The organism is Stenotrophomonas sp. PAMC25021, from assembly GCF_004795795.1.
Lineage (GTDB): Bacteria > Pseudomonadota > Gammaproteobacteria > Xanthomonadales > Xanthomonadaceae > Stenotrophomonas > Stenotrophomonas muris.
In genome coordinates, this window is record NZ_CP039255.1 from 4,488,284 (window position 1) to 4,512,084 (window position 23,801).

At 60.1% G+C, this 23,801-nt stretch carries 19 protein-coding genes; 17 read left to right on the forward strand and 2 right to left on the reverse strand.

Features of this window, described 5'->3' with window-relative positions:
• Nucleotides 1-67: 67 nt before the first annotated feature.
• The 5 genes from E5790_RS20840 (at nucleotide 68) to E5790_RS20860 (ending at nucleotide 7,691) form a co-directional block, all read left to right on the forward strand.
• Nucleotides 68-1,396 carry a DUF3422 family protein gene (locus tag E5790_RS20840; protein ID WP_005413343.1) on the forward strand — a complete coding sequence of 443 codons (1,329 nt, stop codon included), beginning with the start codon at nucleotides 68-70 and terminating at the stop codon, nucleotides 1,394-1,396.
• Nucleotides 1,397-1,464: 68 nt separating this feature from the next.
• Entirely contained in the window at nucleotides 1,465-2,295 is an 831-nt protein-coding gene (fghA, locus tag E5790_RS20845) for an S-formylglutathione hydrolase (RefSeq protein ID WP_005413342.1), read from the forward strand.
• Between the two features lie 15 nt (nucleotides 2,296-2,310).
• Nucleotides 2,311-3,615 carry an NAD(P)/FAD-dependent oxidoreductase gene (locus E5790_RS20850; RefSeq protein ID WP_032966743.1) on the forward strand — a complete coding sequence of 435 codons (1,305 nt, stop codon included), beginning with the start codon at nucleotides 2,311-2,313 and terminating at the stop codon, nucleotides 3,613-3,615.
• A 54-nt stretch (nucleotides 3,616-3,669) separates the two neighbouring features.
• Nucleotides 3,670-4,998 (forward strand): replication-associated recombination protein A, encoded by a 1,329-nt coding sequence (locus E5790_RS20855; protein ID WP_005413341.1) that lies wholly within the window; start codon nucleotides 3,670-3,672, stop codon nucleotides 4,996-4,998.
• 41 nt (nucleotides 4,999-5,039) lie between these two features.
• Nucleotides 5,040-7,691 carry an excinuclease ABC subunit UvrA gene (locus E5790_RS20860; RefSeq protein WP_032967168.1) on the forward strand — a complete coding sequence of 884 codons (2,652 nt, stop codon included), beginning with the start codon at nucleotides 5,040-5,042 and terminating at the stop codon, nucleotides 7,689-7,691.
• Nucleotides 7,692-7,776: 85 nt separating this feature from the next.
• On the opposite strand, the gene E5790_RS20865 is transcribed toward E5790_RS20860, so the two are convergent.
• Entirely contained in the window at nucleotides 7,777-8,736 is a 960-nt protein-coding gene (locus E5790_RS20865; protein WP_032966742.1) for a LysR family transcriptional regulator, read from the reverse strand.
• A gap of 131 nt (nucleotides 8,737-8,867) precedes the next feature.
• Here E5790_RS20865 and E5790_RS20870 point away from each other — a divergent pair, with 131 nt between their 5' ends.
• From E5790_RS20870 to E5790_RS20905, 8 genes are all read left to right on the forward strand, one after another.
• The gene (locus E5790_RS20870) at nucleotides 8,868-9,275 is read left to right on the forward strand and encodes a ketosteroid isomerase-related protein (RefSeq protein WP_005413338.1); all 408 of its coding nucleotides are present in this window, start codon (nucleotides 8,868-8,870) and stop codon (nucleotides 9,273-9,275) included.
• A 1-nt stretch (nucleotide 9,276) separates the two neighbouring features.
• Nucleotides 9,277-9,882 carry a GNAT family N-acetyltransferase gene (locus tag E5790_RS20875; RefSeq protein ID WP_017354477.1) on the forward strand — a complete coding sequence of 202 codons (606 nt, stop codon included), beginning with the start codon at nucleotides 9,277-9,279 and terminating at the stop codon, nucleotides 9,880-9,882.
• Complete coding sequence (locus E5790_RS20880; protein ID WP_005413337.1) at nucleotides 9,879-10,751, forward strand: carbon-nitrogen hydrolase family protein; 873 nt, start codon at nucleotides 9,879-9,881, stop codon at nucleotides 10,749-10,751. Before E5790_RS20875 ends, E5790_RS20880 begins: the two co-directional genes overlap by 4 nt.
• Nucleotides 10,752-10,823: 72 nt before the next feature.
• On the forward strand, nucleotides 10,824-12,113 hold the full coding sequence (locus tag E5790_RS20885; RefSeq protein WP_032966740.1) for an NAD(P)/FAD-dependent oxidoreductase: 1,290 nt from the start codon (nucleotides 10,824-10,826) through the stop codon (nucleotides 12,111-12,113).
• 265 nt (nucleotides 12,114-12,378) lie between these two features.
• The gene (locus tag E5790_RS20890; RefSeq protein ID WP_005413335.1) at nucleotides 12,379-13,488 is read left to right on the forward strand and encodes an S-(hydroxymethyl)glutathione dehydrogenase/class III alcohol dehydrogenase; all 1,110 of its coding nucleotides are present in this window, start codon (nucleotides 12,379-12,381) and stop codon (nucleotides 13,486-13,488) included.
• A 56-nt stretch (nucleotides 13,489-13,544) separates the two neighbouring features.
• The gene (gene gfa, locus E5790_RS20895) at nucleotides 13,545-14,120 is read left to right on the forward strand and encodes an S-(hydroxymethyl)glutathione synthase (protein WP_005413334.1); all 576 of its coding nucleotides are present in this window, start codon (nucleotides 13,545-13,547) and stop codon (nucleotides 14,118-14,120) included.
• A gap of 97 nt (nucleotides 14,121-14,217) precedes the next feature.
• Nucleotides 14,218-14,961 carry a cation diffusion facilitator family transporter gene (locus E5790_RS20900; RefSeq protein WP_050557869.1) on the forward strand — a complete coding sequence of 248 codons (744 nt, stop codon included), beginning with the start codon at nucleotides 14,218-14,220 and terminating at the stop codon, nucleotides 14,959-14,961.
• 543 nt (nucleotides 14,962-15,504) lie between these two features.
• Nucleotides 15,505-16,545, forward strand: coding sequence for a lipid A deacylase LpxR family protein (locus tag E5790_RS20905; RefSeq protein WP_162292552.1), 1,041 nt, complete (start codon nucleotides 15,505-15,507; stop codon nucleotides 16,543-16,545).
• Nucleotides 16,546-17,501: 956 nt separating this feature from the next.
• On the opposite strand, the gene E5790_RS20915 is transcribed toward E5790_RS20905, so the two are convergent.
• Nucleotides 17,502-17,804, reverse strand: a complete 303-nt coding sequence (locus E5790_RS20915) for a helix-turn-helix transcriptional regulator (RefSeq protein ID WP_080101810.1) — start codon at nucleotides 17,802-17,804, stop codon at nucleotides 17,502-17,504.
• A gap of 1,013 nt (nucleotides 17,805-18,817) precedes the next feature.
• Here E5790_RS20915 and E5790_RS20920 point away from each other — a divergent pair.
• The 4 genes from E5790_RS20920 to E5790_RS20935 all read left to right on the forward strand — a co-directional run bounded on the left by E5790_RS20920 (nucleotide 18,818) and on the right by E5790_RS20935 (nucleotide 23,237).
• Entirely contained in the window at nucleotides 18,818-21,013 is a 2,196-nt protein-coding gene (locus E5790_RS20920; protein ID WP_005413331.1) for a TonB-dependent siderophore receptor, read from the forward strand.
• A gap of 196 nt (nucleotides 21,014-21,209) precedes the next feature.
• On the forward strand, nucleotides 21,210-21,365 hold the full coding sequence (locus E5790_RS22010; RefSeq protein ID WP_005413330.1) for a hypothetical protein: 156 nt from the start codon (nucleotides 21,210-21,212) through the stop codon (nucleotides 21,363-21,365).
• Nucleotides 21,352-21,651 carry a hypothetical protein gene (locus E5790_RS20930; protein WP_005413329.1) on the forward strand — a complete coding sequence of 100 codons (300 nt, stop codon included), beginning with the start codon at nucleotides 21,352-21,354 and terminating at the stop codon, nucleotides 21,649-21,651. Before E5790_RS22010 ends, E5790_RS20930 begins: the two co-directional genes overlap by 14 nt.
• Nucleotides 21,652-21,659: 8 nt before the next feature.
• Complete coding sequence (locus E5790_RS20935; protein ID WP_005413328.1) at nucleotides 21,660-23,237, forward strand: PepSY-associated TM helix domain-containing protein; 1,578 nt, start codon at nucleotides 21,660-21,662, stop codon at nucleotides 23,235-23,237.
• The last annotated feature ends 564 nt before the right edge of the window (nucleotides 23,238-23,801 follow it).

Consider the following 23,801-nt stretch of genomic DNA (forward strand, 5'->3'; position numbering starts at 1 on the left):
TCGCACAAGCAAGTGATAGACCTCCCGTGAGCGGTGTTTAGAAGATCATCCATTCTTGAGGCTATGTATGAATGACCCATCCGGCCTGAGCCAAGCTGCAGGCACGCCAGCAGAAGGCTACGTATATGGGATGCCGGCGCACGCGGACCGCCGCGCCGCCGTTGAGGAAGTCCATGCGCGACCGCACCTGCTCACCCAGTCTCCGCGAAGCCTTCTCCAGCTCTCCTTCATGACAGAAGGGGACATGAGTCGAGATCGTGCCGCGATCGACGATCTTTCAGGTCGTATGGGGGCTGCAGTCGAGGATCACACCACACCTCATCACGCGCTTACGTGGAATGAGGGCGATCTGCACTGCGAGAAGCACACTGAGTTCTCTTCCTACCTCTGGAGCGCACCACTGAGCTCAGAAACAGGTGAGCCTTGTGGGGACAACCCGTTTAGACAGGGGTTCAAGCCGCCAGGACCCGTGATCTCGGCTGTTAGCGTCAGGCTTTTGCCTTGGACCGCGGAGGCGGAGAAGGAAATAGATTGCTTTGATCCCGTCAGCCGCTGCTATTCGCTGGTTGAGAACGGTGCCGCGGCCATTGTGACCGACTTCCGGCAAGACGAGGAAGGGCTAACCCACATGCTCATCCTTGATCGCGGCCTGACTCCGGCGCGGGCAGGGGCGCTGGCACAACGACTGCTCGAGGTCGAGACATACCGAACGCTTGCCCTGCTAGCGCTACCGCTGACTCGCTCCATGACGTCGAATCTTCGTCGCATGGAGGCGCGTCTGGCTGCAATTACTGAAGAGATGCGCAGGGCCTCCGGTGGACGTCGTGACAGTGACGTACTCCTCTCGGATTTGACCAGCTTGGCTGCAGAGTTGGAGGCGGACGCCGCGGCAAATCTCTATAGGTTTGGTGCAAGTCGGGCTTACTACGAAATTGTTGAAGAGCGACTGGATGCGTTGGCGGAGGATCAAGTTGCCGGCTATAGCACCTGGGCGGACTTCTTGTATCGAAGGATTGCACCGGCCATGCGAACTTGCCAGTCAGTGAAGGAGCGACAGGGGAAGCTCTCAGACAAGTTGACGCGCTCAATCTCGCTCCTTCGGTCGTGGATTGATGTTGAGCTCGAGCGGCAGAACCGCGACCTACTGGCGTCCATGAATGAACGGGCGAAGGTTCAGCTGCGCCTGCAGCAGACGGTGGAAGGTTTGTCGGTGGCCGCCATCTCGTACTACGTCGTGAGTCTTCTCGCATACCTGCTCAAGGGTTTGCCTGGGACGCATGACATCGCAGCAACCGTCACTGCGATCTTGGTTCCCGCTGTATTGCTGCTGATTTGGTGGATTGTCCGAAGGATTAGGCATGCACACGGTGACTCGGCAGTCGAGGACAAGGCCTAAAGCCTCGCTTAAGGCCACATTCGATTCGCGATAGATGGCCTATCAAATTCAATTCAGAGGAAAGAACAATGGAACGCATTGAGCGTCACGCAAGCTTCGGTGGATGGCAGGACGTCTACCAGCATGAATCATCCAGCCTTGGTTGCACCATGAAGTTTGGAGTCTATCTCCCTCCACAGGCGTCCAGCGGCCCGGTACCTGTTCTCTACTGGCTCTCTGGCCTGACGTGCACAGAGCAGAACTTCATCACCAAGTCTGCAGTGCAGCAGCTCGCTGCTGAGCATGGCATTGCCATCGTTGCTCCGGATACAAGTCCGCGCGGAGAGTCCGTCGCGGATGATCCAGCTTACGATCTCGGCCAAGGCGCGGGGTTCTACGTCAATGCCACCGAGGCACCGTGGTCTGACCACTACCGCATGTATGACTACGTTGTAAGTGAGCTGCCTGCTCTCGTTGAGAAGAACTTCCCTGTTAGCCAGGCTCGCTCAATTAGCGGCCACTCAATGGGCGGCCACGGTGCCTTGGTCATCGCTTTGCGAAACCCAGGTCGCTATCGCAGCGTATCCGCCTTCTCTCCGATAGTGGCGCCCACCCAGGTTCCTTGGGGCCAGAAGGCGTTTTCGGCCTACCTGGGGGGAGATCAGGAGCAGTGGCGGCAGTATGACGCCGTGGAGCTGATTGCAGATGCAAAGGAGCGCCTGCCCCTACTGGTGGATCAAGGGCTCAGTGATGACTTCTTGCAGAATCAGCTTCGCCCTGAACTGCTTCGAGATGCATGCGCCAAGGCGAATCATCCGCTTTCGCTGAACCTTCGCGATGGTTACGACCATAGCTACTACTTCATCTCCAGCTTCATTGCCGATCACCTCAAGCACCACGCATCGGCACTGAGCACCTAATTAGGGAGTGCTGCCGTGATCAAGACCTCCAGAAATCGTCATCAAGTTGTGATCGTTGGGGCGGGCTTCGGCGGACTGGAGGCCGCCACGCACCTTGAAGGAGTGGATGTCGATGTAACAATCATTGACCGGCGGAACTATCACTTGTTCCAGCCGCTGCTCTACCAGGTAGCTGGTGCGTCACTGTCACCGTCGGAGATTGCATGGCCGATCCGCTATCTGTTCCGTGACCGCCCGGAGGTGAGGACCCTCATGGCGGAGGTCGAGGGTGTGGATAAAGCTGCCCGCCAAGTGATCCTTCAGGACGGCACTCGATACCCTTACGACACCCTTGTGCTCGCTACGGGAGCGACACATGCCTACTTTGGGCATGACGAATGGTCGAAGTACGCTCCAGGCCTGAAGAGCCTGGAGGACGCAACAACCATTCGAGGCAGGATCCTGAGCGCGTTCGAGCAAGCGGAGCTCTGCAATGATCCCGAGGTTCGAGAAGCCCTTCAAACCTTTGTGATCATTGGTGGCGGGCCTACAGGTGTCGAGCTTGCCGGAACCATCGCGGAGCTGGCGCGAGGCACGCTGCAGGATGACTTTCGGTCAGTTGATCCCAGCAAAACCCGGGTATTTCTCATTGAAGCGGGTCCGCGGCTGCTTCCTGTCTTTCCTGAAAAGCTCTCCGAGTACACGAGGCGCGCCCTCGAGAAGCTTGGGGTATCCGTTTTGTTGGGGGCACCTGTCACAGAGTGCGCCTCTGATGGGGTGATGCTCAATGGCAAGAAGCTGGCGGCATCCACAATCGTCTGGGCAGCCGGAGTTCAGGCGTCTCCAGCCGCACGTTGGCTCGACACCGAATCAGATCGGGCGGGGCGCGCAATCGTCGGCCCTGATCTAACGGTGCCTGGTTCCCCCAACATCTTCGTGATTGGGGACACTGCTTCATCAGCCACTGCGGACGGAAAGACCGTTCCTGGAATCGCGCCGGCGGCCAAGCAACAAGGCAAGTACGTCGCGGGCCAGATTGAAGGGCTGATAACAGGGGCGCGGAGGACCGCTGCATTCAAGTACCGGCACCAGGGCAACCTCGCCACGATTGGACGCAGCCTTGCAGTAATCGATATGGGGAAGCTAAAGCTGAGCGGAGGAATCGCATGGTGGATCTGGAAGCTCGCTCACATCTACTTCCTTATCGGAGTGCGAAATCGCCTGAGCGTCGCAATGAGCTGGGTATGGAATCATAGCGTTGGATACAGAGGAGCTCGCATCATCCTCCGTGATAAAGCAAGCAATGCCACAAGCGGCTCATTGGATGGGAAGCTGAAATAGGGGCCAAGAAGCTCCGAATGCATACTCGCAACTGACTTCCCGAAGGAGAACACCTTGGCAGATCTATTCACAGCGAAACCAAGGGCACCCCTGGCCGAACTGCTACGACCGAAGTCTCTCGACGAGTTTGTTGGGCAGCAGCACCTGCTGGGGCCGGGGAAGCCTTTGCGTCTTGCCTTTGAAGCAAGAAGTCTGCACTCCTTCATCATGTGGGGGCCCCCGGGCGTCGGTAAGACCACCCTGGGGCGCCTCGCAGCGATGGTGACTGACAGTCACTTCATTGCGATCTCCGCCGTACTCGCCGGGGTAAAGGACATCAGGCAGGCCATTGATGATGCGCGGGCCGAACTCGACGTACGCGGTCGCTCCACGGTACTTTTCGTCGACGAAATTCACCGGTTCAACAAGGCCCAGCAGGATGCGCTGCTACCTCACGTTGAATCAGGGCTACTCACGCTGGTGGGCGGCACCACAGAGCATCCAGGACTGGCCGTTAACTCGGCGCTGCTTTCGCGCGCGCAGGTGTACACACTTGAGCCTCTGTCTGACGCAGATCTTGAGAAGCTCTACGAACGCGCCAGACCTCACTTGCGAGGCGTTGACCTCTCCGATCCCGCATTGCAGCTGCTGAAGGGCTTCGCTGATGGTGATGGCCGCAGATTCCTGAATCTTCTCGAGCAGGTCTCAACTGCGGCCTCTGAGAAGCGGGTGGAAGAGGTGGATCTTGAGTTTGCCAAGCGCTCCACCAGCCCGTCACTGCGTCGATTCGATAAGGGTGGGGACGAGTTCTATTGGCAGCTCTCCGCGTTTCACAAATCACTGCGTGGCTCTGATCCCGACGCCTCCCTCTACTGGCTAGCGCGCATTCTGGATGGGGGCGGGGACGTGAGCCAGGTCACACGTCGAATGATTGTTATGGCAAGCGAAGATATCGGAAATGCTGATCCGGGCGCTCTGCACTTGGCCATCCACGCTGCGCAGGCGTATGAGCGACTTGGCTCTCCTGAAGGTGAAATTGTCTTGGCCCAGGCTGCGACCTATCTGGCGCTCTCCCCCAAGTCGAATGCGTCCTATGCGGCTTGGGATCTAGCAAGGGCCTTCGTCAAGGAGCACGGATCATTACCAGTTCCCATGCATCTTCGGAATGCTCCAGCGAAGCTTATGAGGCAGATGGGGTATCGACAAGCATATCGCTACGCGCATCATGAGCCAGACGGCTACGCAGCTGGACAGACGTACCTGCCGGAGGGTGTGGAGAGGCCGAACTGGTATCGGCCCACTGATCGGGGAGCTGAGCGCGCCTTGGCTGAGAGACAGGCATGGCAGCGAGCCTTGGATGAAGAGGCATCGCAAACCGAAGCCGATCCCTCTTCGGGCCAGTGATCCAGCTGAACTTAACGTCTACAACCTACAGAGACATGCACATGCCAAACGCCACATTCGGTGAAGCTTCCTGCAGTGTCGCAGCAAGCGGCCTTGTAGAGGTGCGCGGTGCGCGTGAGAACAACCTTAGAGACGTTGATGTCTCAATTCCTCGCAACGCACTGGTCGTCTTTTCCGGTGTATCCGGTTCCGGGAAGTCATCTCTTGCATTCGGGACAATCTATGCGGAAGCTCAAAGGAGGTACTTTGAGTCCGTTGCTCCCTATGCTCGACGCCTAATCGATCAAGCAGGCGTCCCTGATGTTGACTCCATCGATGGACTCCCGCCAGCGGTAGCACTGCAGCAGCAGCGTGGTGCCAGCAATGCGCGATCTTCGGTGGGTAGCGTCACCACGCTATCCAGCCTCATTCGTATGATGTATTCCCGCGCGGGAGCATATCCGGCTGATCAGCCTATGCTCTATGCCGAGGACTTCTCACCCAATACTCCCCAGGGCGCATGCGCGACCTGCCATGGCCTTGGCCATGTGTACGAGGTGACAGAGGCCCTCATGGTGCCGGATCCAAAGCTGAGCATCCGTGAGCGTGCCATTGCTTCGTGGCCACCTGCATGGCACGGGCAGAACCTTCGCGACATTCTGGTGACGCTGGGCTACGACATTGATAGACCTTGGAAGGACCTTCCCAAGAAGGACCGCGATTGGATTCTGTTTACCGAGGAGTCGCCCACTGTGCCGGTCTATGCTGGGTTCACGCCAGCGGAGACGCGTGCGGCCCTGAAGCGTAAGACTGAGCCAAGCTACATGGGAACCTTCACTGGCGCCCGTAGGTATGTCCTGCACACGTTTGCTAACACGCAAAGTGCCCTGATGAGGCGCCGCGTATCGCGATACATGGAGGGAAAGCTTTGTCCCACCTGCCATGGCAAGCGCCTTAAGGCAGAGTCGCTGTCAGTGACATTTGCGGGTGTGGACATTGGTCAATTCATGCAGATGCCTCTTGACCAACTGGCGTCCCTGCTCGAGCCCATTTCTCGAGGAGACTTCAGTGCTCATGCTGGCGGGGGGAAGGCGAACAAGGAGGCCACCCGTCGTGATCGCGCCGATAGGGCGGCCAGTGGGCGGGCGGTCCACGCGGTGTCTCCTGACGTCCGCCGCACCTCAGCGCTGTCGGAGGAGAAGCGCCTGGCCGCGCAGCGCCTCGCTAGTGGAGTGATGAGCCGAATCAGTCAGTTGCGTGGCCTTGGGCTTGGTTATCTAACTTTGGATCGCGCTACGCCGACATTGTCCGCTGGCGAGTTGCAGCGATTGAGACTCGCCACGCAGTTGAGCTCGCTGCTCTTTGGCGTGGTGTACGTGTTGGACGAGCCGTCGGCAGGCCTTCATCCCTCCGACAGCCAGGCTCTCTATGACGCCTTGGACCGCCTCCGCGACGGTGGTAATTCCGTATTTGTTGTGGAGCACGATCTGGAGCTGATGCGCCGTGCCCAGTGGTTGGTGGATGTTGGGCCTGAGGCGGGAGAGCGGGGCGGCAAAGTGCTCTACAGTGGAGAGCCGGATGGTCTTCGTGACATCGACGAGTCACGTACCGCGTTGTACCTCTTTGACAAGGTCCCGCCCCCTAGTGGCCAAGAGCGTCAAGCGAGTGGTTGGCTGGAACTTCAGGGCATCCAGCGTCACAACCTGAAGCGCATTGATGCAAAGATACCTTTGGGCATCCTCACCGCGGTGACCGGGATTTCGGGATCGGGCAAGTCCAGCCTCGTCGCCCAGGCGTTGCCGGAGCTGATGATGCTTCAACTTGGGCACGAGCCTGAGGACGACGCGGTGGAAACGGGGGCAGCAGACGGGCCAACCGTCATCGAGACGACAGGGGGACACCTCGGCGGAGATGTCGATGCTATTCAGCGTCTCGTCCAGGTTGATCAGAAGCCAATCGGACGGACGCCGCGATCGAATCTCGCGACTTACACCGGCCTTTTCGATCATGTTCGAAAGCTTTTTGCCGCAACACCAGATGCGCGGCGTCGACGTTACGACGCAGGTCGATTCTCCTTCAACGTGGCCAAGGGACGTTGTGAGACGTGCGAAGGGGAGGGATTCGTGAGCGTCGAGCTGCTGTTTATGCCTAGCGTCTATGCACCGTGCCCAACGTGCCACGGTGCGCGATACAACGAGGCTACGCTGAAGGTGCTTTGGAACGGTAAGAACATTGCAGACGTTCTGCGGATGACTGTGGAGGATGCACGTGAATTCTTTGGCGATGAGGACGCGATCGCTCGCCCACTTCAGTTGCTGAAGGAGATCGGCCTTGGATACCTTCGACTGGGCCAGCCGGCTACCGAGCTATCGGGTGGTGAAGCGCAGCGAATCAAGCTGGCCACAGAGCTTCAACGGAGCCAGCGCGGGCGGACACTGTATGTCCTGGATGAACCTACTACGGGCCTCCATGCCTCGGACGCGGATAGGCTGCTTGTGCAGCTCCAGCGGCTCGTTGATTCCGGCAATACGGTGGTCATGATCGAGCACGACATGCGTGCCGTTGCTCAGGCGGATTGGGTAATCGACGTGGGTCCAGGTGCCGGTGACGCGGGCGGGCAGATCGTGGCGGCAGGAACTCCAAAACAGGTCGCTCGCGTGAAGAGAAGCCGTACCGCCCCCTTCTTGGCTGAGGAACTCGCCCGCGCGGGTTGACCCGACGCTCTTTTGGCCACCATGAGCGTCCCTGGCGCTCATGGTGGCCAGATCCCGTATCAGAGAGCGGCCAAGCGACTCGGCGTTAGCGCTTCCCTGCTTTGGATGGCGTTAGGGCCGAGGTGGGGGAGGGCGTCATCTGCATAAGGCTCGGTAGTGCTCCGACGGCGGAATGGAGTGCATCGAAAACTACTCTGACGCGAGGTGAGACTGGGCCGCGTTGTGGCCGATAGACGTACAAGCCCCACGGGGCAGGATCGAATTCTTCCATCACACGCTGCAGAACACCTGACTGAATGAGTGGGGCAGCCATGTAATCAGCAAGTTGGGCAAACCCCAAGCCCGCAATGACCCCTGCCATCTCCATGTCGGCATTGTCTGCAATGAAGGCCGGTGCTGTCGGCGCCACCTGTACGCCTCCAGCCAGGTACCAGGGCCAGGGCCTGCCTGTATTGATGTCCACCGACGCAACCAGTGGAAACCGCGAGAGCTCGCTAGTCTCCGCTGGTGCTCCGATTCTCTCTACAAGTGCGGGGGAGCCAACGATGTGCAGTCGCATCTCTCCTGCCTTCTTCGCAATGAATCTGCTATCACGCATGAAGCCGACGCGGATTCCGACATCGATCCCTTCATCGACAGCGTCTGCAACCCGATCGCTTAAGCGAACGTCCAAGACAATTCCCGGGTGACTTTGGGTCACTGTATCCAAGGCGGCAAGAACTGCCCTGGAGCCCATGCTGTGAGGGGCACTAATTCGGACTGTGCCCACAATCTGTGAGGCCGTCGCCTTGGTTCGCGGGCGCCACAGCTTGTCTAAGCCCTCAAGCGCCGGCCGCAGCTGATGTAAGAGATCCTCCCCAAAGGCCGTGATGCGAACCTGGCGTGTGCTTCGGTGGAACAACAGCTCCCCGTAATGACTTTCAAGGGCCTGTATCGCTCGGGTGATGGCCTGAGGAGAGCTTCCCAGTCGAACAGCGGCCTCACGAAAGCTCGGCGCCTCAGCCGCGGCCCTAAACGTCTTTAGAAGATCCAGCTCGCTGTTCATCTCAAGGCCCCCGTGGTCGTTGGGCTCATATTATTCCATTTTAGGGAATTATGAAATCCTATCAATTCCATATACAACAATTCTTCAGGTCTCCAGAATTCCTCCACACCCTCACCTGACCGGAGAACCTGATGAGCAAGTTCAACTACATCGAAGAGTACTACCAGGCATTCAACCGCGGTGATCGCGACGCGATGCTCTCGATGCTCACTGATGACGTTGTGCACGATCTAAATCAGGGGAATCGCGAAGTAGGGATCGACGCATTCCGCGCGTTCCTGAGCCGCATGGATTCCTGCTACAGCGAGCAGCTTCACGACATCGTGGTGATGTACAGCAGCGATGGTGCGCGTGCCGGCGCGGAGTACGTGGTGCACGGACTCTACCACCACACGGACGAAGGTCTCCCTGCAGCGGCAGGGCAGATCTATGTTCTTCCCGGTGGCGCGTTCTTTGACATCCGTGATGGAAAGATTGCGCGCGTTACCAACTACTACAACCTGGAGGACTGGATTTCCCAGGTCCACAAGGCGCCCTGAAATGGCTACCAACGTGCGAGTAGAGGTACTGGTCGGCACCGAAATCGAGGACTGGCTCGATCGCGTCGCTCAGCTGCGGATCGAGATATTCAGTAGCTATCCCTACCTGTACGAAGGAGACATGGACTATGAGCGTCACTACCTCCGCAACTATGCGACGTCTGACGGGGGCATCGTTGTCCTGGCCAGGGATGGAAGGGACGTTGTAGGTGCATCGACTGGCCTTCCTTTGTTGAGCGCCGATGCCGCTTTCATTCGTCCCTTCCAGGAGCACGGTCCCCGGCCAGAAGAAGTCTTCTACTGCGGGGAGTCCGTACTGAGGCCGGAGTACAGAGGAGCTGGCTTGGGCCACGTCTTCTTTGATCGAAGAGAGGAGCAAGCCCGACGAAAGGGCTTCAAGTGGTCTTCTTTCGCGTCGGTGGTTCGGTCGGAGACTGATCCGCTTAGGCCACCTGGATATCGAAGCAATGAAGGCTTCTGGACTCGCCGTGGGTATGCACAACAGAGCGCGATGAAGGTCGCTCTTCCCTGGCGGCAGCATGGGGCCACGCACGAAACCGAGCAGACACTTTCACTTTGGCTCCGTTCCTTGGAGGACGTTACATGAAGATTGCAGCAGCTAAGTACGTGATCGGTCGTCCGAAGACCTTTGCCGAGTTCGCTGCGCGCCAGCGCCGAATTCTGAATGACGCAAGGGAACAAGGAGTTGAGCTTGCAGTACTTCCGGAATACCTGTCGCTGGAACTGGGTTCGACTCTTCCAGAAGCTCTTCAGCTTAGCCTGAGGTCCACCCTGGAGTCGCTCCAGATCTATCAGAGCGCATGGTGTGAGCTCTATAGCACCTTGGCTGTCGAACTGGGAATGACCATCCAGGCAGGAACGTTCCTCACCGCAACATCCCATGGGATGTATCGCAACCGTGCCTGGTGGTTCACAGCTGATGGTCGCAGCGGATGGCAGGACAAGCTTCAGCTTACTGGCTTCGAGAAGCAGGCAGTTGTCATCGAGCCTGGCGATCGCATCGCGGCGTTTGAGCAGGACGGAAAGCGTGTCGGGATTGCGGTTTGCTATGACAGCGAATTTCCGCTTCCTGTTCGCCTCCAGCAGGAGGCAGGGGTGCGCTTGCTGTTGGTGCCAAGTTGCACCGACACCGACGCCGGTGCCACCCGTGTCGATGTTGGGTGCCGAGCGCGAGCGCTTGAGAATCGGATGTTTGTGGCAAAGGCGGTCACCGCCGGCGTCGCCGACTGGAGTGAAGCGCTTGATATCAACACCGGTGAAGCAATGATCCTCTCACCGATGGACCATGGCTTCCCCAGTGACGGCGTGCTCGCAGCGACCTCCGACGATCAGGAGTGGGCGATTGCTGACATTGACTTCGCAGCGCTCGAAGCAAGCCGTGCACGAGCGCAGGTAGCCGTCGACAAGGATTGGGATGGTCAGCTCCGCTTCCATTCCGTTGAGGTCCTGAACTAACCAACGTCTAGATGCCTGAGCCATGAAGTGCTCGTGGGCGTCGCTGGCAACTCAAATACCTGGGGAATCAAAATGCATCGTATTGTCATTGTTGGTGGTGGGGCCGGAGGGCTGGAGCTGGCTACGCAGCTGGGCCGGAAGCTCGGGCGCTCAGGGCGAGCAAAAGTCACTCTTGTCGATGCTCGGATGACGCATCTGTGGAAGCCACTTCTTCACGAGGTTGCCTCAGGCGCGTTGGATGCCGCAGAAAGTGAGCTCAACTATCTCGCCCAGGCTAGCTGGAATCACTTCCAGTTTCAGTTGGGGCGGATGACGGGTTTGGATCAGAAGTCCAGAAAGATCGAGCTTGCCCCACTGTACGATGAGGAGGGCAACGTTATTGCGCCCCGTCGCTCGATCTCCTACGACACCCTGGTGATCAGCGTGGGTAGCGGAACGAACGACTTTGGAACTCCCGGTGCAGCGGATCATTGCCTGTTCCTGGACGATCCCGATGCCGCCATTGCTTTCCAGAAGCGGCTGCTGAGCGAGTACATGGGCGCGCAAGCGCGTGGCAAGTCAGAAACACTGGAGGTTGCGATCGTCGGCGCCGGTGCCACCGGTGTCGAGCTGGCTGCCGAGTTGCGTGATGCTGCGAGGCAATTTAGCGCTTATGGGCTGGACAAGATCTCTCCCGAGAATCTGAAGATCACGCTTATCGAGGCTGGTCCGCGAGTGCTGCCAGCTCTGCCAGAGCGCGTGAGCCTGCCGGTAGCCGAGCGACTTGTACATGAAGGCGTTCGTGTCATGTGTGGCTCGGCTGTCACCCTGGTGGATGAAGAGGGCCTGCAACTCGCCAATGGCATCAAGGTTGCTGCGAGGCTGAAGGTATGGGCGGCGGGCATCCGTGCTCCCGTCTTCCTTGCATCCCTCGGGAACCTCAAGACCAATCGCATCAACCAGCTCGAGGTATCTGAAACGCTGCAGACAACGCAGGATCCGAACATCTTCGCATTCGGGGATTGTGCAGCCTGCCCGAATGGACACAGCGGTACAAACGTGCCTCCAAGGGCACAGGCCGCTCATCAGCAGGCTCACTTCCTTGCGCTGGCAATTGCCCGCCGTATCGAGGGGCGCCCGCTGCCCAGCTTCACCTATCGGGACTATGGATCGCTGGTGTCCCTGTCGAGGGAGGGCGCCGTTGGCACGCTGATGGGCAACCTCATGGGGTCATTCAAGGTCGAGGGCTGGCTGGCCAGGATGTTCTACATCTCACTGTATCGCATGCATCAGAGGAGCCTGTTCGGTACACGCCGGGTGGTTGCTCGCATGCTGGCAGACGCATTGGGACGGAGTACGGAGCCTCGCCTCAAGTTGCATTGATGCGGGCGAGCTGGGGGGCGGAGCTGTGAGTTAATAATTCCATGGATAGGAATTATGAAATCCAATCTATTCCATATACAGCAATCCATCGAAGTCCAATACTTGGTCCCAACAGCTCGCCAAGAAGAATGCTGTAGGCGCATTCGACCTGATTGAAACGCGTTCTAGAGCCGGCGCCAGGGGCGGCGCGCCCGATGTTCCACTGATCAAGCTCGCCCCAAAGACCGTTGTCGCACTTATCTCGTTACACCCAAGGAGAACTCACATGAAATCCCGTGCAGCCGTTGCATTCGGTCCCGGTCAACCGCTCGAGATCGTCGAAATCGATGTTGCTCCGCCGAAGAAGGGCGAAGTACTGGTGAAGATCACCAGCACCGGTGTCTGCCATACCGACGCATTCACCCTGTCGGGCAATGACCCTGAAGGCCTGTTCCCGGTGGTGCTGGGCCATGAAGGCGCCGGCATCGTTGTCGAAGTGGGCGAGGGCGTGACCAGTGTGAAGCCCGGCGATCACGTCATCCCGCTGTACACCGCAGAATGCGGTGAGTGTCTGTTCTGCAAGAGCGGCAAGACCAACCTGTGCGTTGCCGTACGCGCCACCCAGGGTAAGGGCGTGATGCCTGATGGCACCAGCCGCTTCAGCTACAACGGCCAGCCGCTGTATCACTACATGGGCTGCTCGACCTTCAGCGAGTACACCGTCGTGGCCGAAGTCTCTCTGGCCAAGATCAATCCGGAAGCGAATCCGGAGCACGTCTGCCTGCTCGGTTGCGGTGTCACCACTGGCATTGGTGCGGTGCACAACACGGCCAAGGTGCAGGAAGGTGACAGCGTGGCCGTGTTCGGCCTCGGTGGCATCGGCCTGGCGGTGATCCAGGGTGCTCGTCAGGCGAAGGCTGGTCGCATCATCGCAGTGGACACCAACCCGTCCAAGTTCGAGTTGGCCAAGCAGTTCGGCGCAACCGAATTCGTGAACCCGAAGGATTACGACCGTCCGGTTCAAGAAGTCATCGTTGAGATGACCGGCTGGGGCGTCGATCACAGCTTCGAGTGCATCGGCAACGTCAATGTGATGCGTTCTGCGCTGGAGTGTGCACACCGCGGCTGGGGCCAGAGCGTTGTCATCGGTGTGGCCGGTGCTGGTCAGGAGATCTCCACCCGTCCGTTCCAGCTCGTGACCGGTCGTCGCTGGATTGGCAGTGCCTTCGGTGGTGTGAAGGGCCGTAGCCAGCTGCCTGGCATGGTCGAAGACGCCATGCGGGGTGAGATCGATCTGGCTCCGTTCGTGACCCATACGATGGGCCTGGAAGCAATCAACGAAGCCTTCGAACTCATGCACGAAGGCAAGTCCATTCGTACTGTCATCAACTACTGATGCACCGCAGCACCGGGCAACCGGTGCTGCACTTCCAACAATAGGAGTTTAAGTCCATGCAACACCAAACTATCCATCCCTCGGTCGATTCCGGCGTCGTTGCCGGAACCGCCGGCTTCAAGGGCGGCACGCTGAAGTGCCTGTGCTCTGACAAGCCGGTTGAGATCTCCGTCGCAAGCAATGTGGCCCACAACCACGCCTGTGGTTGCACCAAGTGCTGGAAGCCGGAAGGCGCCATCTTCTCCGTGGTCGGTGTCGTTCCCCGCGATACCGTTTCGATCACGGCGAACGCCGACAAGCTGGCGATTGTCGATCCGGCTGCGACCATCCAGCGCCACGCGTGCAAGGACTGCGGTGTCCACATGTTTGGCCGCATCGAGAACAAGTCCCATGCCTTCTACGGCCTGGATTTCATTCACGTTGAACTGTCCGAACAGAAGGGCTGGGAAGAACCGCGCTTCGCCGCATTCGTGTCTTCGATCATCGAAGGCGGCGGCGCAAGGCCGGAACAGATGGACGGCGTCCGTAGCCGCCTGAAGGCTCTGTCCCTGGAGCCGTACGACGTGTTGAACCCGCCGCTCATGGATGCGCTGTCCGCGCATGCTGCACGACTCAGCGGCGTTCTCTCCTAAGTAGTGTAAATGCCGCCCCTTGCATGCAAGGGGCGGTACTTCCTGACAGTACGCCACCGGCGTATACATTTTCGCTCAGAGCCTGGAGTCTTCGACCATGTCCTTGCTTCCCCCCAACGCAATGCACGAGCGGACTCTGCAGGGCGTACAGAGCACCGGCAACGCACGGGCAATTACGAAGGCCGCGACTCTCACTGCGGTCATGATGTCCGTCGAAATTGCTGGAGGATGGGCCTTCAACTCGATGGCTCTTCTCGCAGATGGCTGGCACATGAGCTCTCACGTGCTGGTGCTCCTGTTCGCACTTTCTATCGCTTGGTACGCTGAGCGGAATCAGAGCCGCCCAGAGCGCGCGGCTCGGGTGCTAGCGGTTGAGCTCATCGCGGCGAGCGTAAGCGCGATGATCATGCTTTGGATTGCCGCTTCGATGGCCTATGAATCGACGGAGCGTCTCCATGCGCCAGAGGCTGTTCAGTACTCAGAAGCGCTTGCCATCGCCGTTGCGGGTTTGATTACAAATATATTCTCAGCGCGGTGGCTACATTCTGCCTACCATCGCGAAGGTGCTGCGGTTGATCACTGCCACGTTCCGCATGAGCGCCATGCTGACGAGAAGGGGCCCGGTGCGCGCAGGAGTCCCAATCTTCGTGCGGCCTATCTTCACGTCGCTACGGACACCGCTGTAACGGCACTCGCAATTACTGCACTTGTCGTGGGAATGATCTGGGACGTGACATGGCTGGACTCAATCACAGGCCTCATCGGCGCGTCGGTTGTCGCAGTCTGGGCCATTAGATTGCTTCGTAGCTCCATTTCGGCGTGGACAGGTCGGCGTAAGTAGCTAGTGCGGTGGTGCCTCCGTGCTCAGCACGGAGGCTAGCCCTGCGATTGGGAGCCTTCCACAAAACTCGCTGCGACCGGAGTCATTCCTGGACGCATCTGGCGAGCCCGCCGAGCGCATATGCCCCACCTCACATGATGCGGAGTTGCTGGCGGGGTGGCCATTCTCTCAGTCAGAGATCAACAAACTGACTGTGATTCTGAAACGTCCATCTTGAGCGGCTGACGTTGCTTCGCAGCGAGGTGACGTGCCCTTCAGTCTAGGTCAGCACCTGGGGCGCCGGCTGTTGCGGCACTTAGGGAGGGCCTGGACGATCTCTTGCTCAGGCGAACGTCTTGGCGAGCCCAAGAGCGCTAGATACTGCTGCAGGGATGCGCCGCCTTTGAAAGCAATTGGCGTGCGGCCGGCTGATGGCCTGGTGTATGGCTCAAACCCCTTCCTCCGGGTCTACTGCGACAGCGCATTAGATCTTCAATTGAACCTCACATTGAGTCAAATGGCAGCAAGCCCATGAAAAGACTGGCGCTTAGTCGGTTGTCTGTGATGGCGGCACTCGTGTTCCTGGCCGCTGCCCGAGCCCCGGTGGCCCAGGCGGCCGAACAATGTGGCCCGGACGCGATGCGCGACCACCCGCCGCAGATCAGCTTCCGCGTCGACAACGACCTGTTCGGTGGCCGCCACCAAGACCAGGGCTATACCAACGGCGCGCAGCTGACCCTGGTCTCGCCGAACCTGGTCGACTACACCGCCGACCCGTGCCTGCCGCGCATGGCGCGCTGGGTGAACCAGTACCTGGAAGGCCTGCACCCCGGCAGGTTCGAGCAGCAGAACATGATCTTCAGCATCGGCCAGGCCATCTTCACCCCCACCGACCCGACCCGCCGCGACCTGATCGAGGATGACCGGCCGTATGCCGGCGTGCTGCTGGCCAGCTTCGGCTTCAACGCACGCAGCGGCGACCGCCTGCAGACCATCCAGCTGGCCGTGGGCGTGGTCGGGCCCTGGGCCCAGGGCAGGCAGGTGCAGAACGCCGTGCACGACGCGCTGGGGGACGAGAAGTTCAAGGGTTGGGACAACCAGCTGCACAACGAGCCGGTGTTCATGCTGACCCACGAGCGCATGCGCCGCTGGCCTGCCGATGCCAGCGTCAATGCCAGTGGTTGGGGCTGGGATGCGATCAGCCACTATGGTGGTGCGATCGGCAACCTGGAAACCAAGGCCAATGCCGGTGGCGAAGTGCGCTTCGGCTGGAAGCTGCCGGACGATTTCGGCAGCACTCCGCTGCGCCCGGCCGGCGAGAACACCGCGCCCACCCGTGGCGGCCGCCTCAGCGCCTGGTCCTGGCACCTGTTTGCGACCACCGACGCGGCATGGGTGATCCGCGACATCACCCTGGATGGCAACACCTTCCGCAACAGCCACAGCGTGGACAAGCGCCACGTGGTCGCCCAAGGCGGCTACGGCATCGCGGTGATGCGCGGGCGCTGGAAATTCGCAATGGCGCGTTACCACAGCACCCGCGAGTTCTATGGCCAGCGCCAGTCGCCGGTGTTCGGAAGCTTCACTATTAGCCGCTCGCTATAGTGGATGGCGACGATCGCGGGTGTTCGACCATGCAATGTCCTTGAGTGCAGTACCTCGCAGAGCGACTACAGAAGTAACGGGGGAGTGCATGATGGAGAGTACTGAATGATACTAATCACTAAGCTCGTCGTAGTCATCGTCGCGCTTGCCGCTGGGATCAAGGTGATTGATTGCTGTGTCGTGTGGGCAGCGCGACGAAGGCTGGAGAAACTTCAGAAGCTAAAGGCGCCGGCCCCATCGAGATCTCCTTTACCCGATGCCCTGGTGGTCTACTACTCTCGCTCTGGGCACACCGCCTTAGCCTCTAGTTATCTGGCGGACCAGTTACACGCCGATCTGCGTGCTGTCGAAGCATTTGACTACTCATTAGGCTTGGCCGGGTGGGTGAATGCTATGGCTGATGGGGGGCTTGATGACGCGTGGATAAATCCCGCGTGGATGGATCTAGCTCCCTATGACGCTATCTATTTGGGAACACCCATCTGGCGTGGTTGCCCAGCGCCGCCGGCTTGGGAGTTTGTTAGGAGCAACATGTTCCCTGGGAAAAAGGTCGTACTAGTCACTACATCCAGAGGATCATGGAAGCAGTCAGCTATTGAGCTCCTTGGGCGAGAGATAGTTCGACGAGGTGCGCGATCATTCGAGCATCGGCCTTTGGCGCGCAAGCGTGCCTGGTTCAGAAGATCGGACCCAGATGATCTCAGAATTACGGATCTGATGTGACCGACCAACCATGAATGCCCCCGGCCAGTGCTGCGTTTAGTCGGCACCCCTCGCTTTGGCCAGCGCTATGCCAATCGCCGCGTCAACCCTTGCTGCACGCTCGTCAACTGCCCAGGGCCGTCCCGAGAGTTTCGTGAGGTGGTTTCATTCGCGATTGTCGAGCCGTCCGTTAGACAACGAGCCTCTCGGTTTCCGAGTACAAGTCTTGGCAGTCGCGGTACTCATGATATTAGTCAATCAGAGTGGCGAACTCGGTCCTCGACCTGTGCCTGCATCGCCTGCAGTTCCTCGGTCGTGGGCAGCCGGAAGGGCTTACTGATTGCGTCGATGTCGCTGAGTTCAGGGGCGTGAGCTAACGCGCGTCGAATGTCGAAACTGGCCGATTTGCCCTGTTCAACCCGCTGAATGGCGCGCACATTCAGTCCTGCTATCACAGCCAGTTGCTCCTGTGACCAGCGGCGCTGCTCACGGAGCTGGCGGATGCAGACGCCAACTTCTGTGGCTGTCAGCAAGCGAGGAGGGGACGTAGTGGTCATGGGGCTGTTTCTCCGATGGGGTAGGGTCCTAGCCTAGGAAGGCATTAGACCAGACAACACGACAGCTACCCGCCGGGCGCACCACATAAGTCAATTCCCTAAGGAACATAGGACACAAGCTTGCTCCACCGTAGCTGACTTGGAAATGCATCCATGATGTTCGACATCAACGGGTACTGAGTAGGCTGCATGATCGCGGCAGCGACAGGTGGTTGCTTCGCCATGGCGACGTGACCGTGCTCCCTCAGAACGGACGCCATGAAGCAACTTAAGGCAACGACCATGAGCCCGGAAGTATGGGTGTTGGGGGATTGGCACCCGACAGACCAGCCGGTGGATTGTAGAGGCCTTGGGTAGGCCGCGGTGGATTGACTGGCTCGCTCTCGGGGGAGTGCGGATCGGCAGCCTTTTCCGTCTTAAGGGTGCCCATGAAGCTCTCTGCAACTGCATTGGGCCAGCATTTGCGAAGCGGCTCATGCTTTGGACCAATCCGCAGGACTGCAGAAGCTGGAGAAGCTCATTGCCCCAATCCTGCCCGCCGCGATCCGAAAAGGGAATCAATGCAGGCAGTCGCGAACGGAGGGCCCAGGCGTTGGCAAAGCTACGAGTACCAGTTCCCGGTCATTTGCTCGGAGACAGCGCAGCCCCGCAACTGCAGGGCCCGGACATTGATGACCACGGCCAGATTGCAGCCGTCGGCAAGTTCAGTGCTGAGCTTCGTTGTGTTGGTGGCCGTCGTTGTGGACATATTGGGCACCCCGGTACGGAGAAGGGCGCAGCTAAGCCGGGGTAGTTGGGAAGCGTCCTCGCGCACTTGCTGGTGCGCCGCGGTTCGATCCGGGGCGAAGGAGCGGAGAGCGCGAGAAGGGTGAGGTGAATCCGGATGCTAGTGCGAACGATTTGCATTTGGTATTATTTAACGCGAAATTAACGCCGCCGCAGCTGCCGCCTAGGGCGCACTTCCTACCGTAGGCCCTCCAATGTCCAAGATCACCCTTACCTCCCGAGTGCCCATGCGCACCCTGTTGTCCACTTCCGTTGCCCTGATGCTGGCGTTGCCGCTGGTGGGGCACGCTGAAGATTCATCACCGCAGACACCCGATGGCAGTGCCACCACGCTGGATGCCGTGCGGGTCAACGCTTATCGAACGACCACCCACACCTCCGGCGCGACCAAGACCGATACCCCTGTTGCCGAAATGGCCAAATCGGTTTCGGTCATTGCCCGCGAGGAGCTCGACGCCCGCGGCGTGCAGAACCTCAACGAGGCAATGCGCTACGTGGCCGGCGTTGTCCTGGAAAGCGGCGGCATCGACAACCGGGTCGACGACTTCCGCATCCGTGGCTTCGATGCCGGCAGCTGGAGCAACAACGTCACCATCGACGGCATGCGGGCGCCGCAGGGTGGCCAGTGGAACCGGACCATGGTGGACAGCTGGAACCTGGAGCGCGTCGAGGTGCTGAAGGGGCCGTCGGCCGTGATGTATGGCCAGGTGGCTCCGGGTGGCATGGTCAACCAAGTCAGCAAGACCCCGACCCCCGACCAGCAGCAGGTGCTGCAGTTGGGCCTGGACGGGAACGGTCAGTACAGCAGCGCGTTCGATGTGGGCGCAGCGTCGGACGACAAGCGCCATCTGGGTCGTCTGGTGGGCCTGTATCGCGACGGTGATACGCAGATCAAGCACACCCAGCAGGAGCATTGGTTCCTGGCTCCCAGCTATACCTTCCAGATCGCCGAGCGCACCCGTCTGACGGTGTTGGGCCTCTATCAGCGCGACGACGGCGGCTCGACCTACCAGTTCCTGCCGATGGACGGAACGCTCAAGGCCACCCCCTATGGGCGCATGAAGAACAGGACCTTCATTGGCGAACCGAACTGGAACACCTACGACCGCACGATCTGGACGGCCGGCTGGCTGTTCGAGCATGCCTTCAATGAGAACTGGACCCTGAGCCAGGGCGCTCGCCACACCAACGTTGAATCGACCTTCCGCACCGTAGTGACCAATGGCGGCCTGAACCCGGACGGACGCACCCAGAAGCGGCGCGCCACCTGGGGCGAGGGCGACTCCCAAGGCGACACGATCGACACCCGCATTACCGGCAAGTTCCAGACCGGCTCGGCCGAACACACGCTGCTGGTGGGTGTGGACTGGCAGAAGGCCGATTGGGATGCGGCGCGCGGTGCGATGCGTGATCCGGCGCCGATCGACATCTTCAATCCCATCTACACCGGCTATGTTCCGGTCACCAACAGCATCAGTTATTCCGGTGGCGTGAACCGCCAGACCGGCGCCTATCTGCAGGACCAGATCGCGCTGGACAAGTGGCGCTTCACCGTGGGTGGCCGTTATGACTGGACCAAGGACGATACCTGGACGCAGTCGTACACCGTCGCCACGGACCGCTACGGCGCACGCACGCCCAGCCGCATCAAGAACGAAGCCTTCAGCGGCAACGCGGGCATCCTGTTCGTGGCTGACAACGGCCTGACCCCGTATCTGAGCTACGCCGAGTCGTTCCAGCCGGCCGGCAGCACGGCTACCCAGTCCTTCGACCGGGCGCCCTTCGACCCGATCACCGGCAAGCAGTGGGAAGTGGGCGTGAAATATCAGCCGTCTGGATTCGATGGCCTGATCACGCTTTCGGCCTACGATCTGCGCCAGCAGAACATCCTGACCAACGATCCGGATCCTAGCCACAACACCTGTGGCACCACCGGGTCCAGCCAGTGCCAGGTGCAGGATGGCGAAGGTCGCGTGCGCGGCGTTGAACTGGAAGGCCGCATCACCCCGCTGGATGGATTCAGCGTGATCGGCGCCGCATCCTGGATGGACTCGGAAGTCACCAAGAGCAACAACGGCTATCAGGGCAAGCAGTTGGCGATGGTCCCGGACTGGACTGCCGCGCTGTGGGGCGACTACACCTTCCAGGGCGGGGCACTCGCAGGCCTGAGCCTTGCCGCAGGCGTCCGCTATAACGGCGAAAGCTACGGTGACAGCGCCAACGTCTACCTGATTCCGTCCTACACGATGTGGGATGCGGCCATCCGTTACGACGTGGGCGCGATCGGAAGCGTCGGCACGCAGTTCGCGCTCAACGTCAGCAACCTGACCGACAAGCGTTTCGTGACCACGTGCAGCGGTGTCTCCTCGTGCTTCTTCGGCACGGGACGTACCGTCACGGCCACCGCCCGGTTCACCTGGTAACCCTTCTGCCCCGTGACCGGCCAGCCAGGTCACGGGGCTTTCGTATGAGACTTCCACAATGTCAGTCGTGATAGCGTTGCTGGCTTCAGCCACGGGTGTGGCTGGGGCATGGCTGTTCTATCTGGCGTCACCGAAGCAGCAGTGGCGGCGCGCCGGACCTTGGCCTGTCCGCGGGAAATGGATTCCCGGCAGCACCTTGTCGCTGGTCTCGCTGGCGTTGTTCCTGTCTTTGATGGGAAGCGGTGCGGCCTTCTTCACCTGGTTGACGATCCTGATGCTGGTCTGGTCGGCCGCGCCCTTCCTGGGTGTCTGGCGCGCACGAAAGCGTGGAGGTGCCCATGGCCAGCCCTGACAAGCTGCAGAGCCGGCACTGGTTCGGAAAGACCTGCGCCGGCGTACTGCTGGGCTTCGGGCTCTCCCTGGCCTTGTCCGGCCTCTTTGCCTGGTTCGGGCCCGGCGGCATTGATGGCGGCGGTGGCAAAGCCCAGTTCAACATGTGGCTGGTTGCGCTGCTGTGGGCACCCATCCTGTCATTCGTTTTCCTTTTCCGTAGCAGCGCACGCGCCTGGCTGTGGCTGGGCGCTGCCAACGCTGTGGCCTTTGGCGCGCTCTGGCTGGCGCGAAGCCATCTGGGCTGAGACCTCACATGAAAATCCGCAACGACATCATCAAGGTCTACAAGGACGTGCACATCTGGGTCGGCATCCTTGCTGGCCTGATGCTGTTCGTTGCCTTCTATGCCGGCTCGATCACCATGTTCGAGAAGCCGCTGGAGCGATGGGCCACACCGCCTTCAACACTGTCTGCACCCGTGCCGATGGCACGCGCGCCGGACCTGTTGGTGGCCGTGCTGAAGGCGCACCCCGAGGCGGCGAAGAACTACAGCGTGATGGTGCAGACCTCGCCGGAGGCACCTGCCCGGGTGATCTGGCGAGTACGTGGCGACAAGCCGCGGCAGTTCACCGAATTTGGCGCAAGCTTCGACGCGAAGGGGCGGCTTCAGGTGGAGCAGCTGCGCAAGGCGCCCGTGGCGCAGCTTGTTGATACGCTGCACCAGTTTGTCGGCCTGCCGTTCCCGGATGCGGTTTCGCGCCCCATCATGGGCATCATTGCGCTGATGTATGCCGTGGCATTGATCTCCGGCGTCATCGTGCTGCTGCCAACGCTGGTGAAAGACTTCTTCGCCGTAAGGGTAGGCAGGAACATCAAGCGCATGTGGCTGGATGTGCACAACGCGCTGGGCATTGTCAGCCTGCCGTTCCACCTGATCATGGCTGTGACCTGCGTGGTATTCGCGTTCCACGATCAGATCTACGACATCCAGGACAAGGTGGTTTACCCCAACGGCATCCAATGGGGCGAGGAGCATGACGCCGGGCCCGCTCCGGGCGCCCAGCCTCTGCCTGCGCCGGCACTGCTGGAAAAGGTAGAGGCACAGCTGCCAGGTTTCGAGGTCTACAGCCTGGGCTTCCAGCAGAAGGGCAGTGTGGTCGAGGGGCGGGTCACCGGCCTGGATATCCGCTACGGCACCCGCGCCCGCACCTACATGAGCACTCATCTGGATCCTTACACCGGCGAGGTGGATGCGCATGATCTCCCCGGCCACATGGGCGGTTGGGATACGGCGGTCAATGCCTTCTTCATGCTTCACTTCGGCAGCTTTGGCGGAAACCCAGTGCGCTGGATGTACCTGCTGCTTGGGCTTGGCGGCGCGATCGTGTTCTACACCGGCAACCTGCTATGGATCGAGTCACGGCGCAAGAAGCAGCGCGATGCCAACCTGCCGGAGCAGAAGCGATCCACCCGGGTGCTGGGATCTCTGACCATCGGAGTGTCCCTAGGCTGTGTCATCGGCGTCTCGGCAACACTGGCCGCTACCAAGTGGCTCCCTGGGCTGGTTGCCAATGTCCCGGCATGGCACGAAGGCATCTACTATGTGGCCTTCCTGCTGGCAGTGGCCTGGGCATTCCTGCGTGGGGCCGCGCGCTCCGCTTATGAGCTGCTGTACGTTGGCGCGATAGTGACGGCACTGATCCCGGTCGGCAGCCTTGCGGCTTTGGCCGGCGTCCCCGGCACCTGGAACCATTCAAGTGCGGGGGTGGCGGTGGACGCGACCGCGTTTGTCGCTGCTGCCATTCTCTGGCAACTGGCGAGGCAATCCAGGAAGCGCGCAAAGGTCGGCCACAAGGACAGCGTTTGGGCCATCGAAGGGAATTCGCCCTAGGGCAGGGCGCGATCAAGTGACCGAGGATTAGATCGGCCTTCGGAACTATCTCCGAGGAGGGCAGGGTCGTTCTGCGGCCGCGTCAATCTGCTCAGCAACGAACTTGAGGCCTTGGCGTAGTCCATCGAGGTAGTCGTTGGTCGCTTCTCTACGCTCGTCGGCATGGCTCTCCACGACCATCGGAATCAGTTGCGCCCACGCGGCGCGCAAGGCCGCGGGATTGGAAGCGCTGGAGACAACCGCCCGCATGGCGCATTCCAATGCCCTGGTTCGGCCATCGGACTTTGCAATACGGCGCTCGCACTCCCTTACACGCAGCTCCAGCACCAGGAACGCGTCTTCCCCTCGCTTGAACATGGCTCCACTCCCCGTGGCGGGGGCCGACAGGCCCCTGTCACGATTGTCGCGCCAGACGATGGAAAATGTGAACCACGTCTCGTTCAGCTTCGGGGGTGACGGATATCTGATGGACAGGCAATCAGGCGGGCGTTGCTGATTGCTTGGCGCTTACCGCAGACGGGGCAGGACAACACGGTTCCCCCTTTGACATGCTCCATCTCTTGC

Bases quoted from the DNA above. Each gene is read 5' to 3' on its own strand.
- E5790_RS20840 (WP_005413343.1), top strand. From the start codon at position 68: ATGAATGACCCATCCGGCCTGAGCCAAGCTGCAGGCACGCCAGCAGAA.
- fghA (WP_005413342.1), top strand. From the start codon at position 1,465: ATGGAACGCATTGAGCGTCACGCAAGCTTCGGTGGATGGCAGGACGTC.
- E5790_RS20860 (WP_032967168.1), top strand. From the start codon at position 5,040: ATGCCAAACGCCACATTCGGTGAAGCTTCCTGCAGTGTCGCAGCAAGC.
- E5790_RS20865 (WP_032966742.1), bottom strand. From the start codon at position 8,736: ATGAACAGCGAGCTGGATCTTCTAAAGACGTTTAGGGCCGCGGCTGAG.
- E5790_RS20870 (WP_005413338.1), top strand. From the start codon at position 8,868: ATGAGCAAGTTCAACTACATCGAAGAGTACTACCAGGCATTCAACCGC.
- E5790_RS20875 (WP_017354477.1), top strand. From the start codon at position 9,277: ATGGCTACCAACGTGCGAGTAGAGGTACTGGTCGGCACCGAAATCGAG.
- E5790_RS20880 (WP_005413337.1), top strand. From the start codon at position 9,879: ATGAAGATTGCAGCAGCTAAGTACGTGATCGGTCGTCCGAAGACCTTT.
- E5790_RS20885 (WP_032966740.1), top strand. From the start codon at position 10,824: ATGCATCGTATTGTCATTGTTGGTGGTGGGGCCGGAGGGCTGGAGCTG.
- E5790_RS20890 (WP_005413335.1), top strand. From the start codon at position 12,379: ATGAAATCCCGTGCAGCCGTTGCATTCGGTCCCGGTCAACCGCTCGAG.
- gfa (WP_005413334.1), top strand. From the start codon at position 13,545: ATGCAACACCAAACTATCCATCCCTCGGTCGATTCCGGCGTCGTTGCC.
- E5790_RS20900 (WP_050557869.1), top strand. From the start codon at position 14,218: ATGTCCTTGCTTCCCCCCAACGCAATGCACGAGCGGACTCTGCAGGGC.
- E5790_RS20905 (WP_162292552.1), top strand. From the start codon at position 15,505: ATGGCGGCACTCGTGTTCCTGGCCGCTGCCCGAGCCCCGGTGGCCCAG.
- E5790_RS20915 (WP_080101810.1), bottom strand. From the start codon at position 17,804: ATGACCACTACGTCCCCTCCTCGCTTGCTGACAGCCACAGAAGTTGGC.
- E5790_RS20920 (WP_005413331.1), top strand. From the start codon at position 18,818: ATGCGCACCCTGTTGTCCACTTCCGTTGCCCTGATGCTGGCGTTGCCG.
- E5790_RS20930 (WP_005413329.1), top strand. From the start codon at position 21,352: ATGGCCAGCCCTGACAAGCTGCAGAGCCGGCACTGGTTCGGAAAGACC.
- E5790_RS20935 (WP_005413328.1), top strand. From the start codon at position 21,660: ATGAAAATCCGCAACGACATCATCAAGGTCTACAAGGACGTGCACATC.